This window comes from Hwanghaeella sp., assembly GCF_965227365.1.
In the GTDB taxonomy this organism is placed as follows: Bacteria; Pseudomonadota; Alphaproteobacteria; order UBA8366; family Aestuariispiraceae; genus Hwanghaeella.
Genome location: NZ_OZ245754.1, coordinates 1,700,943 through 1,716,070, shown reverse-complemented (window position 1 = coordinate 1,716,070; position 15,128 = coordinate 1,700,943). Strand labels below are relative to the sequence as shown.

The window sequence follows — 15,128 nt, the reverse complement described above, 5'->3', positions numbered from 1 at the left end:
TATGGCGATCGGGCCGGGAAACGGCCTAGTCGAACATGTCTCCGTCGTCGCCGCGCCGCCGCGCGCCGCCCGCCATCTTCTCGATCTCGGCGCGGACGAGGCGTTCCACCATATCCGGCAGGTTTTCGTCAAGCCAGGAGCGCAACATGGGCCGGAGAAGCCCCTTCACGACGTCTTCCAGCGTCTCACCCGCCTGCCCCATCCGGATGGACTGTTCCAGCGCCAGAAAGGCCGCGGATCCGGCCGCGGCCGTCGGCTCGGACACGATCCGGTCGTTCTCCGCCAACTGCGCGGGCGGTTCCGGCGCGGGTACTGGCGGTGGAGGCGGCGGCGGAGGCGGTGCGGGTTCCGGCTCAAACTCCGGTTCCGGCTCGGGCTCGGGCTCCGCTTCCAGATCGGCAAATTCTATTTCCGGGATATCCTCGACCTCTTCCTCGAGGTCCAGCGGCTCTTCCTCGAGCTCGTCCTCCAGCTCGAAGGGTTCGTCCTCGACCTCTTCGGACAGGTCCAGGAGTTCCTCTTCCTCTTCGGCCCCCATCTCCGGCTCAGGCTCGGGTTCCGGTTCAAGATCGGGTTCCGGCTCGGACTCCGGCAGATCTTCGTCGTCGAGTTCGAACGCGTCCTCTTCCGCCTCCTCGCCGGCGGCGTCCTGACCCTCTTCCTCGCCGTCCTCGGAAATAATCTTCCGGATCGACGCAAGGATTTCCTCCATTGAGGGTTCTTGTTGTGCGTCGCTCATGCCTCGACCTTAGCCCCGTTAATGTCCCGCCCGGCGGAACTTGGACAACGCCCGGCCGGGATTGACCCATCCTGCAAGCCGATTGTCGCCAATGCAATCCTGGGCCTTGGCTTCACCGCCGCAAGGCCCTGACCGTCCTTGCCCGGCGATTTCGCCACGACCCCGTTCCGGTTTCCATGACACGCCCGCAACGCCGGATCAGATACCTCGATCGCCGCATGCGGTCCCATGCCAGACTCACCTAAACCGCGATAAGATATCGCGATTCGGGCATGGACAAGGGAAAACGGGCGGTGCCCGCCACGGTGCTGGAAAGGACGGCGATGAAGCCCGAAACGGGGCCGGAAAACAACCGGAAACCGATCAATCGGTCCCGCGTTCCACGAGACCCGGGAAAATCTCGTTCCAGGTGCCGAGGTCATAGATGCTGTTGCGGACGGCCTTGTAGTAGAACTCCACATCATAAGCCCGCACCGGCAATTGCAGCTCGATGGCATTCAGACCGCCGACCGCCGCGATCAGGTCATAGCGGGCGACGATTTCGTCCCGCTGCGCCTGAACCAGGTTGACGCGCGCGTCCAACAGTTCCTGTTCCGCGTCCAACACGTCCAGAACCGTCCGCGACCCCACCGCGGCTTCCTGCTCCACACCTTCCAGCGCGATCGAGGTGGCGCGCACTTCGTCCTCGCGGGCGCGAATCTGCGCCAGGGCGGACTGATACGTCTCCCAGGCGGCGGTCGCGTCCTCGACGGCCAGGCGCTGGGCTTCGTCAATCAGGCGCTGGGCGCGGGCGGCATCCTGGCGCGCCTCGCGAATTTCGCTGGTCGCGATCCCCTGCTGATAGATCGGCACCGTCACCGTCGCCGTCACCCGATACGCATCCGTATCCGTGCCATCGCGCACGACATCCCGGTTGGCCGTCGCCAAGCCGACCAGATCGACCGTCGGAAGCAGATCCGCCGCCTCGACCCGAATCGTGTGCTTGGCGGCTTCCAGATCGAAAACAGCGGCAATGACGGTCGGGTTGCGGTCCTGTGCCAGCGAGATCGCCTCATCGCGGCCGCTGGGTATGGAGGGGAAGTTGTCCGGCGCGGTGAGGTTGCCCGGCAGTTCGCCGACGACCTGCTGATAGGCGGCCCGGCTGACTTCCAGGTTACCGGCCGCCGCGATGCGGTCGGCCTGTGCGCCGGATACGCGCGATTCCGCCTGCGCGACGTCGGTTCGGGTCACTTCGCCGACCTCGAACCGGTCGCGGGTGGCTTCCAGCTGCCGTTTCAAGCGCTCTTCGTTCTGCCGATTAAGGTCCAGAACGGCCCGGTCGCGCACCACGTCCATGAAGGCCGAAACCGTCTGCAGCAGCACGGTCTGTTCCGTATCCAGAAGCCGGGCCCGCGCGGCTTTCACCAGCGCTTCGGCCTGCGCCACCCGCGCGGTCGTGCCGCCGCCTTCATACAAGTTCTGCGTCACCTGCGCCGCGCCGCTGTAGAAACTGCGGCTGTCCGTCACGGAACCCGGATCGGTCGTGGTGCTGTCATAACCGAGCTGTCCGACCAGTTCGACGGTCGGGCGCCAACGGCCGAGGCTCTGCGGCACGCCTTCATCGGTCGAGCGCACCTGCGCGCGTTCGGCCTGAAGCGTCGGATTGTTCTCATAGGCCTGGGTCATCGCCTGATCGAGCGTTTGCGCGTGCACGCCGCCGGCCAGCAACAGCGATCCGCCGAGCAGATAGGCGCCCAACAGGAACCGGCGCCGCCGGACAATCGCCTTTTTCATACCGGCAAGGGGAGTTTTTCCCGGTGCACCATACGCTGAACTCATTATCTGCTCCGTACCCGACATGCCCGATCCGGGCCATTAGACCTGCGGCTGGATTCGATCCGCCCCAAAAACAGTCGAGGGAGACCCTAATCCCGACAAGGAGTCCGGTCTACCCTCACGATGGGAAAGTAAGTTGTATTGCGACGCACACAAGGGCGTGAGCGGCAGGAAATGCCGGCATACCCCCAGAATGCCCCCTGGACGCCCCCTGGACGCCCTCAGCATGTTCTGGGGCTCGCACCCGCCGGAACGCCTAGAACGTGAAAGCGGGCTTCGGCTCGAACCCTTTCAGGAAGGGAATGCTCGCATTGGCAATCGTGCGCTCCGCCACGGTCCCGCCGGCCTTTTCGGCCAAACGGATGGTGCCGACCTTGTCTTCGCCCGGCCGGACCACCGCCGCCAGGCGGCCGCCATCCTTCAACTGCGCGGTCAGCGCCGTCGGGATTTCGGCGACCGCGCCATTGACCAGAATCGCATCGAACGGCCCCTGGTCGGCCTTGCCCTCGGTCAGCGGCCCTTCCACCACGACAACATTGTCGAAGGCGAATTGGGTCAACTGATCGGACGCCCGCGCGGCAAGATCGTGTTCGCTTTCGAGCGCAAAGACCGATTTCGCGATCTGCCCGATCACCGCGGCGGAATAGCCCGCCGCCGCACCGACCACCAGGACGTCATCCTGCGGACCGAGCTTCAGGGCCTGGATCAGCGTGGCGAGGACCATCGGCTCGGTCTCGTAGCGGCCGGCGCCCAGCGGAATGTCTTCGTCCAGATAGGCGAATTTCTGCTTGTTGAGGGGAAGGAACTGTTCCCGCGGAACCTTGCGGATCGCGTCCAGCAGATTTTCCTGCGTGATCTTGTTGGTCCGCAGCTGGCTTTCGATCATGTTCTGGCGTGCAAGCGCGTAATCCATGCCTTCTCACCTTATTCCCGGTATCTCGCACGGCCCGTTCAGCGCGGCGCGGCGCCGGACCGTCAATGCCGACTGTTATAGAAACCGCCCCATCGAAAGGCAATCGAAACGCTGTCGAAAGGTTACCGGTCCGCGATCGCCCAGGACCGGACCATAGTTGCGTTTCAACGGCATTGACGGAGCTTCACAAACAATATCCGAACCGGATGATTTTGAGTGATTGAAATGCCGGAGGAAGATCGCTATCAGTAGCGCCCTTCGCGGCGGGTCATTGGCCCGCCCCCGGGTGGCGCGATGGCGGAGTGGTTACGCAGAGGACTGCAAATCCTTGCACGCCGGTTCGATTCCGGCTCGCGCCTCCAAACTTTTCCCGAAAAACGCAAATACCGACCGGCCGTGTGTTTACGTCGCCGGATAGGTTTGTTCTTCCAATCGCTGCATTTCCTGCGAAAGCCGTTCGTGAAAGGCCATGGTCAGTTGCGAGGGCGGACGGTGGGCCGGCATCAGGATGGAAATACCGGTGGTCATGCGCGGCGCAAAGCTTCGGAAAACGACTCCCGTGCCTGAATAGGAGGCCACGGTCATCGGATCGATCACGGCGGCGCAGAGCCCGCCCGCGACCAGTTCCAACGTCGGCAGGAAGGTCCTGAGGGTGAAGCGCGGGTTGATTGCCGCGCCCGCCTCGCGAAACACCTCCCGCAAGGCGATCGTCGTGACGTGTTCGTCGAACAGCATGGCCAGCGGCTTGCCGCTGAGGTCCCTGGGCGTGATGACCGATAATCCGGTCAACGGATCATCGGCCGGCAGGGCGACGACGCCGCTCATCCTATACGTCTCGATCTGAATCGACGGCCGGGGTTTTGGCGTTTCCGCAAGCCCGATATCGTATTCCTGCGACGCGACCAGATCCTCCACCACCAGGGAGGACCGCATCATCAAATCCGCCTTCACCTCCGGCCGGTCGCGCAGGAACTCCACCAGCAATCGGGGCAGGAATACCCCTGAACCGGCCGGGTAACAGGCGATTCTCAAACTGCCGCGCTTGTGGCTCGACAATTCCATCATTGCCTGTTGGGCGCGTTCCAACCGCCCCAGGACCTCTTCCGCTTCCTCCAGGAAATACTGGGCTTCCGGGCGCGGCACCAAACGGCCGTGATCGCGTTGAAAAAGAGGAAACCCCAACTCCCGCTCAATCGCCGCGATCATGCTGGAAATCGCCGGCTGGGTGCGCCCAAGCGCGCGCCCGGCCTCGGAAATAGAGCCGGTGCGCATCACCTCACGGAAGGTCTGCAACTGGCGGATCGTCAGGTTCGGAAGCAAGGCCATAAGATCAATTTATGGATTCAGCGAAATTTCCAATTTGAACTTGTGCATGGCTTCGGCGTTATTTCAACCGGTTGTTGGGGGAGCCATTCATGAACCGTTTCACGTCGATCCTGTTGACGAGTCTGATCTGCGTCGTCGCCGCCGGTCAATTCGTGCAGGTCATTACCCGCTACGTATTGGAACTGCCCGTGATGGGCCTGGAAGAGACGATGATCTATCCGACCATCTGGCTCTATATCCTGGGTGCCGTAAACGCATCGCGCGAAAATTCCCATATTCGGGCGAACGTTCTGGAAATCTTCATCAAGACCCGTATCGGTCATGTCCGCCTGGCGATCATCGGCGAGGTGATCAGCCTGGCCGTCGGCCTTTGGCTGCTGACCTGGGCCTGGGATTTCACGCGCTATGCCTGGCGGGTCTGGCGTGAAAGCCCGACCCTTTACATCCCGACCTTCTATTTCGACGTGGCGTTGATGATCGGCCTGGCGCTGATGATGGTCTACACCGCCTGGCACCTCGTCGGTCATATTCGTTCCCTGCGCACCGGAGAAACCCGATGATCGAAGTTGCGATGCTCGCCATCGGCGTCCTGGTCGTGGCCCTGACCCTGGGCGTTCCCCTGCCCTATTGTTTCGGCGCCGCCCTGGCGGTGATGTATTTCGTCGGCGACGTCACCATGAAGGGCATGATGCTGTGGGGCGTCCAGCAATTGTCCAACCCGATCCTGCTGGCGATCCCGCTCTTCGTGCTGGCCGGGACGATCATGTCGGAAAGCGGCATAGCCGCCTCATTGCTGCGATTCGTGAATGCCTTCATCGGCCATGTGCGCGGCGGGCTCGGCGTGGTCGCGGCCGTCAGCTGCGCGATCATCGGGGCGATTTCCGGATCGGGCCTGACCGGTATCGCCGCCATCGGTCCGCTGTTGATCCCGGAAATGGTGGAGCGCGGCTATCCGCGCGAATACGCCACCGCCCTGATCGCGAATTCCTCCATCCTGGGGCTGCTGATTCCCCCGTCGGTCACGATGATCCTTTACGGCTGGGTGACGGACACCTCGATCGCCGCCTGCTTCCTGGCGACGCTCGGCCCCGGCCTGTTGATCATGCTGTCCTTCTCGCTCGTGAATCTGTGGATGAGCCGCAAGTTCCCGCTTGTCCTGGACGAAAAACCCAGCGTCGGGGAATTGGCCGGCGAAGTGGGCCACCGCGGCACCAAGGCGATCCCCGCCCTGTTGCTGCCGGTCATCATTCTGGGCGGCATCTATGGCGGCGTCGTGACACCGACCGAGGCCGCCGCCATCGCGGTGATCTATTCCATTCCCGTCGGCTTCCTGGTCTACAAAGGATTGAAGGTTCCAAATTTCCTCAGCGCCGGGAAAGAAGCAGCGACCGCGGTCGGGACGATCATGGTCATGATCCTGTTCTCGATGATCCTGAGCCAAATGTTCGTCTATGAAAGCATCCCGCAGAAGATGGTTTCCGCCATTTTCTCGGTGACGGAAAACAAGATTCTGCTGCTGATCTTCATCAATATCCTGCTGTTCCTGGTCGGCATGGTGGTGAACGACGCCACCGCGATCATCCTGATCGCGCCCTTGATGCTGCCGCTGATGACCGCGATCGATATCAGTCCGGTCCAGTTCGCCGCGATCATGGGCGTCAATACGGCCATGGGGGGCGTGACGCCGCCCTATGCGTCGATCCTTTACCTCGGGGCGCGGGTCGGAAACGTGAAGGTAACCAAGGTCATCCCGCCCGCGATGTTCCTGATCCTGACGGGCTATGTGCCGGTGGTGTTCCTCACCTCCTTCTGGCCCGACCTCTCTTTGTTCCTGCCCAGATTCTTTGGGTACTGATTTTCCAACCGTCATAACGACAACACAGCCAATCGACAGGAGAAGTCCATGAAAGCCAAACTACTCGCAACGGCACTGGCCGCGATCGTCGCCGCCGCCCCCGCCACCGCGGAAACCTTCAAGATGAGCCATGTCCGTCCGCAGGGCGCGACCATCGACGTGGAACTGCGCGCCTATGCCGCCGCCGTCGACGCGGCCACCGACGGCAATGTGAAGATCGAGATCTTCCCGGCCTCCGCCCTCGGCGACTATACGACGGTCCAGGAACGGGTCAGCGTCGGCGCCGTCGACATGGCCACGCAGCCGGCCGGCAGCGCCGCCGACCGCCGGATGCAGATCGCCTCCTTCCCGTATCTGGCGGGCAGCTGGCAGGAAGCGAAATCGATCTATGGCCCGGGCGGCGCGGTCCGCGAAACCATGGTCGAGCTTTTCGCCAAGCAGGACATTACGGTCCTGGCCGCCTATCCGGTCTATTTCGGCGGCATCTCGCTGAATGTCGACAACCCGAAGGCGGGCAGCACTGAACCGAACGGCATCAAGGTTCGCGTTCCGGGGATCAAGAGCTTTCAGCTGACCGGTGAGGCACTGGGTTACATCCCCTCGCCGATCCCCTTCGCCGAAGCCTTCACAGCGGTTCAGACCGGTGTCGTGGACGGCGTCATCGGATCGGGTGCCGAAGGTTATTACGCCTCGTTCCGGGACGTGACCAAGACCTACATCCCGGCCAACACCCATTTCGAGGTTTGGTTCATGATCGCCTCGAATGAAAGCCTGTCGAAGATCTCCGACGCCGACCTGGCGGCCATGAAGGAAAAAGCCGTCGAATTCGAAAACACGCGCTGGGGCGTCGCGGAAGCCGACCAGGCCCGCAACGAACAGAAGCTGGTCGACGAGTTGGGAACGAAGGTCATCGCGCTCAGCGACGCCGAAATCGCGGCCATGGCCAAGAAGGTCCGGGCCGAGGTCTGGCCGGTCGTCCTGGAGGATATCGGCACAGAATGGGGCCAGGCGATCCTCGACAAGGTGGCCGCGGGCAACTGATCCCTCTCCGTCAACACGATCACGGCAGCCGGGCGGCTTGAAAGTGCCGCCCGGTTCGCCGGACCGGAGGATTTCAATGGAATCGGACTACGCCATCATCGGCGGCGGCGTCGTCGGCCTTTCGATTGCCTGGGGCCTGTTGAAACGCGGCCGGTCGGTTACCGTCATCGACGGCGACGACGGCTCGTTCCGCGCCAGCCGGGGCAATTTCGGACTGGTCTGGGTTCAGTCCAAGGGGATGAACCAGCCGCGATACGCCCAATGGTCACAGGGATCCGCAGCCGCCTGGTCGGCTTTCGCCGCCGAATTGGGCGAGGCGACGGGCCATGACATGGGCCTGCGGCAGGATGGCGGGTTGAGCCTGTTCTTTTCCGAAGATGAATTGGCGAAGACCGTTTCCGAATACGAAGAACTGAAAGCCAAACTGGGCGGCGATTACCCCTACGAAGTGCTGGGCGGCAATGCCTTGCGCGGCGAGGAACCGCATATCGGTCCGGCCGTCGTCGGCGCGATCCTTCATCATCAGGACGGCCACACCAACCCACTGCGGCTGCTGCAGTCCCTGGCCCAGGATGTCCGACGGCTCGGCGGCCGGGTGTTGAACGGCAAGCAGGTCACCGCCGTCGACAAGCAGGACCTGTTCCGCCTGACCTGTGCGGACGGCACGGAAATACGGGCCCGGAAGACCGTTCTTTCCGCCGGTCTGGGTGCCATTGCCCTTGGCCCCGCCATGGGGTTCAAGGCGCCGATCCGTCCGCAGCGCGGCCAGGTCCTGATCACCGAGAAGATGCCCAAGATCATCAACCGCCCGTCCCTGATCGCCCGTCAGGTCGACGAGGGCGGGATTCAAATCGGCGCGACGAACGAAGAGGTCGACTATAACAACGACGTCACCCATTCCGGCGTCGCGCAGCTCGCCGCCGACGCGGTGAACGCCTATCCGTTGCTGGCTCGTGTGAACCTGATCCGGTCCTGGGGGGCGCTTCGCATCCTGTCGCCGGACGGCTTGCCGATCTACCAGGAAAGCACGGAGATGCCCGGCGCCTATCTGGTCACCTGCCACAGCGGCGTGACGCTCGCCGCCGCCCATGCGCGGTTCCTGCCGGACTGGCTGGAAGGAACCCAAGACGCCCCGAATCTGGAGGTCTTCAGTGAAGCCCGCTTTTCGTAGCCTGTCCTCCCCGGAACGGATGGTGCGTGTCCTTTTCGAGGATCGCGACCTGCTGCTGCCCGAGGGTCAGAATCTGGCTGCCGCCCTGTTGGCCGCCGGCCATGACAGTTTCCGCGAAACGCCCGTTTCAGGCGCGCCGCGCGGGCCGTTCTGCATGATGGGCGCCTGTTTCGACTGCCTCGTGCAGATCGACGGAATCACGCGCCAGGCATGCCTTCTCACCGTTACCGAGGGCATGGAAATCCGCAAACCGAACGGTGACGTCGATGTATGATCTGATCGTGATCGGCGCCGGCCCGGCCGGCATGGCCGCGGCACGGCAGGCGGCGGAGGCCGACCTGTCGGTCCTTGTGCTGGACGAGCAAGCCAGACCGGGCGGCCAGATCTATCGCGATGTCGAACGCGCGGCCCCTCTTCGCGGCGACATCCTGGGCAAGGATTTCACCGACGGCCTCGCCCTGGCGCGGGACATGCCCCATCCGAAGATCGAACACGCCGCCGGAGCGACCGTCTGGCAGATCGAGAACGGCACGCGGGTGTATTACACACAGAACGGCATTGGTAAGGAAGCGGAGGCCAAAAGGCTGCTGATCGCGACCGGCGCCCTGGAGAGGCCCATGCCGATACCGGGATGGACCCTGCCCGGCGTCATGACCGCGGGGGCCGCGCAGATCCTGTTGAAGCAATCGGGCATGCTGCCGGACCGGGCCGTTCTGGCCGGGTCGGGACCGCTGCTCTACCTCGTCGCTGCGCAGATGGTGAAGGCCGGAGCGCCGCCCCTGGCCCTGGTGGAAACCCAGACCGGCGGGGATTTTCGCCGCGCCCTGAAACATCTGCCGGGTGCCCTGCGCGGCTGGCGCTATCTGTTGAAGGGCAACGCCATGCTGTCCGCGATCAAGCGGGCGGGCGTGCCGCGCCATACCGGCGCGACCGGCTTGCGCGTGGAAGGCGACGACCGGGCCGAAGCCCTGTGCTTCCGGGCCGGCGGGCGGGATCATCGGATAGAGGCGCGAACGATCCTGCTGCATCATGGCGTGGTGCCCCATGTCCAGGCGGCGCGCTCGATCGGCATTCCGCATCATTGGCACGACGCACAGCAATGCTTCCTGCCCGAACGTGCCGCATCGGGAAGAAGCCCCGTCGACTCCGTCTATATCGCCGGGGACGGCGCCGGGATCGGCGGCGCCAAGGCGGCAGCGATTGCCGGGCGGTTGGCGGCCCTCAGCATCGCATCGGACTTGGGAAAGCTATCGCCGGGCGGTCGTGATCGCGCGGCGCGGCCGCTGCGGTCGGCCTTGACCCGGGAACTGGCGATACGTCCCTTCCTGGATGCCGCCTATCCCCCTTATTCGGAGGCCCTGGCGCCGGCGGATGACACGATCGTCTGCCGATGCGAGGAAGTAACCGCGGGCGACATCCGGCGCTACGCGGCGATGGGCTGCCTCGGCCCGAACCAGACCAAGGCTTTCGGGCGTCCCGGCATGGGCCCGTGCCAGGGCCGCTATTGCGGTTTGACCGTAACCGCTTTACTCGCCACGGCGAACAACGCAACACCGGACGAAACCGGGTATTACAAGATCAGGCCGCCGATCAAGCCAGTCACCCTTGGCGAACTCGCGGTCACCGCCAAACGAAAGGATTCAAAAGCATGATCGAACGTATCGACACCGGGAAACGGATGTCCAAAATCGTCAAGCATAACGGCACCGTCTATCTGTGCGGCCAGGTCGGCGCAGGCGAGACGGTCGCCGACCAGACCCGTGACTGCCTCGGACGGATCGAGGCGCTGCTGGCCAAGGCCGGTTCTTCGCCCAGCCACATCCTGCAGGCCATTGTCTGGCTGGCCGATATGGCCGATTTCGACGAGATGAACGCGGTATGGGACGCCTGGGTCCAGAAAGGCGACGCCCCGGCCCGCGCCTGCGGCGAAGCCAAGCTGGCCCGACCGGAATTGAAGGTGGAGATCATCATCACGGCCGCCCTCGCCGACAGTTGATCACGGAGGCAATGGTCACGAACGATTGCCTCATTCGGCAGCCCCCCGGCATGCAAGGACAGGCGCACACCTGCCCGCTCTTGCATGTCGGCCCGGCCCCTGATCCGTTCAGGCGAAGGCCGGCATCACCTCGTCGATGAAGCGCTGCAAGGACGCCTTCTTCATTTCGGTCGGCATGCCGCTGTCGATCCAGAGCGAGAATTCGTCATAGCCCAGATCCTCGATCCGCTTCAGTCGGTCGATGACGTCCCGCGCCGTGCCGATGGTCAGGTCCCGACGCAGTTTTTCCGGCGCCATCATGGCGGTGCCCACGATTTCCGCCTCGCTTAACGCCTCAATATGGCCCTGACTGACCGGCCGGTCGTTCTTGAACCAGGCACCGAAGTAGCAGTAATAGCGGCTCAACAGGCGCGCGCCGGCCATCGCGTCATCCTCGTCCTTCCCGACATAGGCGTGATGCAGCAGCATGATCTTCGGGCGCGGTCCCTGATGCGCCGCGCAGGCGGCATCGAAACGCTGCATCAGGGAGGTGATTTCCTCGTCGCCCTGCCAAAGCGGGGTGACCTGTACATTGAAGCCGTTATGCACGGCGAACTCATGGCTGTTCGGGTCGCGCGCCGCCACCCAGATCGGCGGGCCGCCGGGCTGGATCGGCTTCGGCGAAGAACTCGTCGCCGGGAACTGGAAGAACTCCCCGTCATGCGCGTAGTCGCCGGCCCAGAGCTTGCGCAGGGCGGGCGCGACCTCGCGCAGCCGCTGACCGGCCTGCCAGGCATCCAAGCCCGGCATCAGCCGCTCGTATTCAAAACTGTAGGCCCCGCGGGCGATTCCGATTTCCAGACGGCCCCCGGTCACCAGATCGGTCATCGCGGCCTCCCCGGCCAGTTTGATCGGATGCCAGAACGGCGCGACCACCGTGCCGGTGCCGAGTTTCACGCGTTTCGTCTGATGCGCCAGGTCGACAATGGTCAGGAACGGATTGGGCGCGATGGTGAATTCCATGCCGTGATGCTCGCCGGTCCAGATCGCCCGCATGCCGCCCTCATCGGCCAGCTTGCAAAGCGAAACAAACTCCGCGTGCAATTCCTCATGCGACTGTTCCGGCGACAGCCGTTCCATATGCGCGAACAGAGAGAATTCCATGGCGTCATCCTTCCGTTTGTGGCCCGGTGAAGAAATCGATCAGCGCGCCGTTCACGGTGGCCGGATGGGTCATCATCGCCATATGCGCCGCATCGGGAACGATCAGCGCTCGCCCTTTCGGCACCAGCGCGGCCAGTTCTTCGCTCATCGCCGGCGTTGAATTGGGTTCCGCCGCGCCGGTCAGGAAAAGCGCCGGACAGGCCAGGCCCGCCAAGGCGTCGTCCGGCGGGCTGTCCCCCTCCGCGAAAAGGGCATAGGCCTCCGCATAGGCCGGGGCATCAACCGTTTCCAACCAGGTCCGGCAGGCCCGCGCCGGGGCACTGTCTAGATCCGCGCCGAACCAGCGTTCCAGCGTCGGCACCGGGTCGCTCCGCCCGTTGTCGCGCAAGGCGCGCGCCCGCGCCTTGACCGCAGATGCGGCTTTGGGTGAACGCCGGTGGATCGTGTTCAGAAGCGCCAGGCGCTCGCAGAGGTCCGGATACCGGACGGCGAGATGCAGGGTCAGAAGCGCGCCCAGGGAATGCCCCGCGATCCGGTAGGGCGGCGCGATCTCCGCCAACCCCGCCGCGATGGTATCGACCCAGTCCTCCATCCCGGCGTACGCGACCAGACGTTTGCTTTGTCCGTGGCCGGGCAGATCAATGGCCGTGACCGAGAACCGCTTGGCGAGCGCATCGATCTGAGCACCCCAACTGTCGGCATTCAAGCCGACGCCATGGATCAGGATGACGGGATCCCCCGTCCCCGCCCTGATCGCGGTCAGCCCGCTGCTCAGCCTAGACCGCGGCCGGGTTGTCCAGGTCATGGCCAAGATCCTTCAAATCCTGATACCGGTCGCCGATCCGGTGATGCGGCCGGCCGCCGTCCGCCGCGCCGAGCACGATCACAATCTCATTCGCCCGCGGCGCATCGGCGATCGAGAATTGGACGGTCAGGTAATGCGACCGCCGCCCGACATCTTTCTTGTCCATCAGCGGCACCATGATCGGGGCGTTGGCCGGCCCCCTGGTATTGGTGAAGGACAGGTATGATTTCGCGTCGACGGCGGAACGGAAATGATTGCCAAAACGCAGTGTGTGGATAAGGCCGGAAGCATGTTCGACCTCGCCGTCCAAGCCCACGACCGCTGCCTTGCCATAAGCCTCGATGGCGTCTCCCCCGCCGGCAAGCGCAATGATGCGCTCGGTCAGCATCGCGCCGAGCACGGGCCCGAAGGCCTGGATCTCCGGCTTCAAATCCTCGACATAGCGTCCCGCCCAGGGATTGGTGACGACGGCGGCGACCGCCATCATCCGTTGCGGCCTGGGCGCTTTGCGGAAGCCCTCGGTCAGAATCGTCTCTTCATAGGATACGATCTTGCGAATTTCAGGTTCCAAAACGCCCTCCCGGCAAAGCCCTAGCCGGATGGACGATGCGGTTCCGCCGGTCTTTTGACAAACGATCAAAACCCGGCCTAAGAGATTAGAAATCCTAATGCCTGGACCCTCTTCATGCCCAAGCAGATGCCGCCCCTGACCTGGTTCCGCGCCTTCGATGCGGCGGCGCGCCATTTGAACTTCACCGCGGCGGCGGAGGATCTGGGTCTGACGCAATCGGCGGTCAGCCAGCATGTCCGATCCCTGGAACAGCGCTTCGGGGTGAAACTGTTCAACCGGCATGCCAGGGGCATCACGCTGACCGATGAAGGCCGCAGGCTGTTCCCGGACGTCACCCGCGCGATCGACACCTTCGCCTCCCTGTCGGAGGCTTATGACAACCGGGCCGAAGGCCGGATCCTGACCATCGCCGCATCGGTCAGCGTCATTCAATGGTATCTCGCCCCGGGCCTCGCCGCGTTCCGCGCGGATTGGCCCGATATCGCGGTCCGCTTCATCAACACGACCTGGCCGGACGAATTCAACGTGAAGCTGGCGGATGTGGAAATTCGCTACGGCGCCGCCTCCCTCGTCGGCCGTGACGCCATTCGCCTGGAACCGGACGAGTTGGTCGTCGTCGCAAGCCCCGGCATCGCGGCCGATACCGTCCTGGCCCAGCCGTTGATTCAAGCGGTCGGGACATCGGATTCCTGGGCCCATTGGTCCAGAAGCACTGGAATAGACGTGCCGCGGGAGCCGAGCCTGCTGGTCGATTCCCACGGCCTCGCAGTCGATCTGGCGCGGCGCGGCACCGGCACGGCCCTGACCAGTTCCCTGATCGCCGCCCCTTCCCTGCGGGACGGCACGTTGACGCGGGCCGATCTGCCGTCGACACCCAGCATCGACGGCTATTATCTGGCGAACAATTCGGAAGAAACGCCTGCTGCGCGCGCCTTTGCCGCCTGGTTCACCGACCGGATCGCACAGGTCGCCGCCGCGCAATGAAATCGCCTGTTGGGCCTTTCCCGCCAGCTACTGAGGCGGCGCTGCGCGCTTATTGCGCTGCTTGCTTTGGCAAAACGAATAGGTTCAGCAGCGTATGCTGGTCGAGATTACCCGTCGGCGGCAGATTACTCGCCTTTTGATAGGCCAGCAGATTGGCGCGCAATTCGTTCAGCGCGTTCTCGCCGATGATCCCGGTTTCCGCGAAGCTGTATCCCAATTCGATCAGCCTCAGCCGTACGCGTTCCACGATCGCCTTGTATTGCGTTTGTACGTTTTCGGCCGTCTGCAATTTGACGATCGCCGACCTTTCGGTCAGGCGCAACGGCCGCATTTCCGCGACCAGCCGGCCGACCACCGCCATGAAATTCTTGTCGGGGTTCTGGGCGCAGGCCCGCCCCACCAGTGCAAGCAGCAACTCGGTGGTCTGCCACGGGGTAATGTCGAAGGTATTGTCGGAGAACTGATTTGCCCCCGACAAATAACCGTCAAGCCAGGTGCCGAAGAAGCTGAGTCGCTGCTGGTCCTTCTTCTCAACAGCATCGGACAGTTCCGCGCAGGAAATGCGACCGACCCCGCGAATGGCGAATTCACCGTCCTTGTCCGCCGCCATGCCCGGTGCGGTTAACACCGCGGTGAAAACGGCGGCGAACACGGCCGCGCCCAGACAGACCGCCGCCGAAACGCGGATCAAACTGCAGCAATACGTCATCATACCCTCGTCACTCAAAAAAGACGCCGCCCGAGCGATACGGGCGGCGCACAAATCACT

Annotated in this window: 16 protein-coding genes and 1 tRNA gene; 9 read left to right on the top strand and 8 right to left on the bottom strand. The window is 63.7% G+C overall.

Translation table 11 applies throughout. The annotated features are described in order from the left end of the window. Window positions 1-25 precede the first annotated feature (25 nt). From ACQK2G_RS07665 to ACQK2G_RS07655, 3 genes are all read right to left on the bottom strand, one after another. Window positions 26-739, bottom strand: coding sequence for a PopZ family protein (locus ACQK2G_RS07665; protein WP_425404435.1), 714 nt, complete (start codon window positions 737-739; stop codon window positions 26-28). Between the two features lie 363 nt (window positions 740-1,102). Then, window positions 1,103-2,557 (bottom strand): TolC family outer membrane protein, encoded by a 1,455-nt coding sequence (locus tag ACQK2G_RS07660; protein ID WP_425404434.1) that lies wholly within the window; start codon window positions 2,555-2,557, stop codon window positions 1,103-1,105. Between the two features lie 253 nt (window positions 2,558-2,810). Further along, entirely contained in the window at window positions 2,811-3,467 is a 657-nt protein-coding gene (locus ACQK2G_RS07655; RefSeq protein WP_425404433.1) for a protein-L-isoaspartate O-methyltransferase family protein, read from the bottom strand. 288 nt (window positions 3,468-3,755) lie between these two features. Here ACQK2G_RS07655 and ACQK2G_RS07650 point away from each other — a divergent pair. Further along, window positions 3,756-3,829 (top strand) — tRNA-Cys (locus ACQK2G_RS07650). Between the two features lie 40 nt (window positions 3,830-3,869). Here ACQK2G_RS07650 and ACQK2G_RS07645 read toward each other — a convergent pair. After that, entirely contained in the window at window positions 3,870-4,793 is a 924-nt protein-coding gene (locus ACQK2G_RS07645) for a LysR family transcriptional regulator (RefSeq protein ID WP_425404432.1), read from the bottom strand. Between the two features lie 89 nt (window positions 4,794-4,882). Between ACQK2G_RS07645 and ACQK2G_RS07640 the strand changes: the two genes are divergently transcribed. The 7 genes from ACQK2G_RS07640 (at window position 4,883) to ACQK2G_RS07610 (ending at window position 10,856) form a co-directional block, all read left to right on the top strand. Next, complete coding sequence (locus tag ACQK2G_RS07640) at window positions 4,883-5,353, top strand: TRAP transporter small permease (protein WP_425404431.1); 471 nt, start codon at window positions 4,883-4,885, stop codon at window positions 5,351-5,353. Beyond that, the gene (locus ACQK2G_RS07635; protein ID WP_425404430.1) at window positions 5,350-6,648 is read left to right on the top strand and encodes a TRAP transporter large permease; all 1,299 of its coding nucleotides are present in this window, start codon (window positions 5,350-5,352) and stop codon (window positions 6,646-6,648) included. Before ACQK2G_RS07640 ends, ACQK2G_RS07635 begins: the two co-directional genes overlap by 4 nt. A gap of 48 nt (window positions 6,649-6,696) precedes the next feature. Beyond that, window positions 6,697-7,689, top strand: coding sequence for a TRAP transporter substrate-binding protein DctP (dctP, locus tag ACQK2G_RS07630; protein ID WP_425404429.1), 993 nt, complete (start codon window positions 6,697-6,699; stop codon window positions 7,687-7,689). 76 nt (window positions 7,690-7,765) lie between these two features. Next, window positions 7,766-8,860 (top strand): NAD(P)/FAD-dependent oxidoreductase, encoded by a 1,095-nt coding sequence (locus ACQK2G_RS07625; protein ID WP_425404428.1) that lies wholly within the window; start codon window positions 7,766-7,768, stop codon window positions 8,858-8,860. After that, a complete protein-coding gene (locus ACQK2G_RS07620; protein WP_425404427.1) occupies window positions 8,841-9,134 on the top strand; it encodes a (2Fe-2S)-binding protein in 294 nt (97 codons plus the stop codon). The genes ACQK2G_RS07625 and ACQK2G_RS07620 overlap by 20 nt, the downstream gene beginning before the upstream one ends. Continuing rightward, window positions 9,127-10,512, top strand: coding sequence for an NAD(P)/FAD-dependent oxidoreductase (locus ACQK2G_RS07615; protein ID WP_425404426.1), 1,386 nt, complete (start codon window positions 9,127-9,129; stop codon window positions 10,510-10,512). The genes ACQK2G_RS07620 and ACQK2G_RS07615 overlap by 8 nt, the downstream gene beginning before the upstream one ends. Further along, entirely contained in the window at window positions 10,509-10,856 is a 348-nt protein-coding gene (locus ACQK2G_RS07610; protein WP_425404425.1) for a RidA family protein, read from the top strand. The genes ACQK2G_RS07615 and ACQK2G_RS07610 overlap by 4 nt, the downstream gene beginning before the upstream one ends. Window positions 10,857-10,964: 108 nt before the next feature. Here the strand turns inward: ACQK2G_RS07610 and ACQK2G_RS07605 are convergent, their stop codons facing one another. From ACQK2G_RS07605 to ACQK2G_RS07595, 3 genes are read right to left on the bottom strand one after another with little or no spacing between them, the layout of a single operon-like run. After that, window positions 10,965-11,999, bottom strand: a complete 1,035-nt coding sequence (locus tag ACQK2G_RS07605) for an LLM class flavin-dependent oxidoreductase (RefSeq protein ID WP_425404424.1) — start codon at window positions 11,997-11,999, stop codon at window positions 10,965-10,967. A 4-nt stretch (window positions 12,000-12,003) separates the two neighbouring features. Next, window positions 12,004-12,804, bottom strand: a complete 801-nt coding sequence (locus ACQK2G_RS07600; protein WP_425404423.1) for an alpha/beta fold hydrolase — start codon at window positions 12,802-12,804, stop codon at window positions 12,004-12,006. Further along, the gene (locus ACQK2G_RS07595) at window positions 12,776-13,375 is read right to left on the bottom strand and encodes an amino acid synthesis family protein (protein ID WP_425404422.1); all 600 of its coding nucleotides are present in this window, start codon (window positions 13,373-13,375) and stop codon (window positions 12,776-12,778) included. Before ACQK2G_RS07595 ends, ACQK2G_RS07600 begins: the two co-directional genes overlap by 29 nt. A 114-nt stretch (window positions 13,376-13,489) precedes the next feature. On the opposite strand from ACQK2G_RS07595, the gene ACQK2G_RS07590 reads away from it, so the two are divergent. After that, window positions 13,490-14,359: a LysR family transcriptional regulator gene (locus tag ACQK2G_RS07590; RefSeq protein WP_425404421.1), complete on the top strand. Its 870-nt coding sequence runs from the start codon at window positions 13,490-13,492 to the stop codon at window positions 14,357-14,359. 49 nt (window positions 14,360-14,408) lie between these two features. Here the strand turns inward: ACQK2G_RS07590 and ACQK2G_RS07585 are convergent, their stop codons facing one another. After that, window positions 14,409-15,086, bottom strand: coding sequence for a peptidoglycan-binding domain-containing protein (locus tag ACQK2G_RS07585; protein WP_425404420.1), 678 nt, complete (start codon window positions 15,084-15,086; stop codon window positions 14,409-14,411). Window positions 15,087-15,128: the final 42 nt, after the last annotated feature.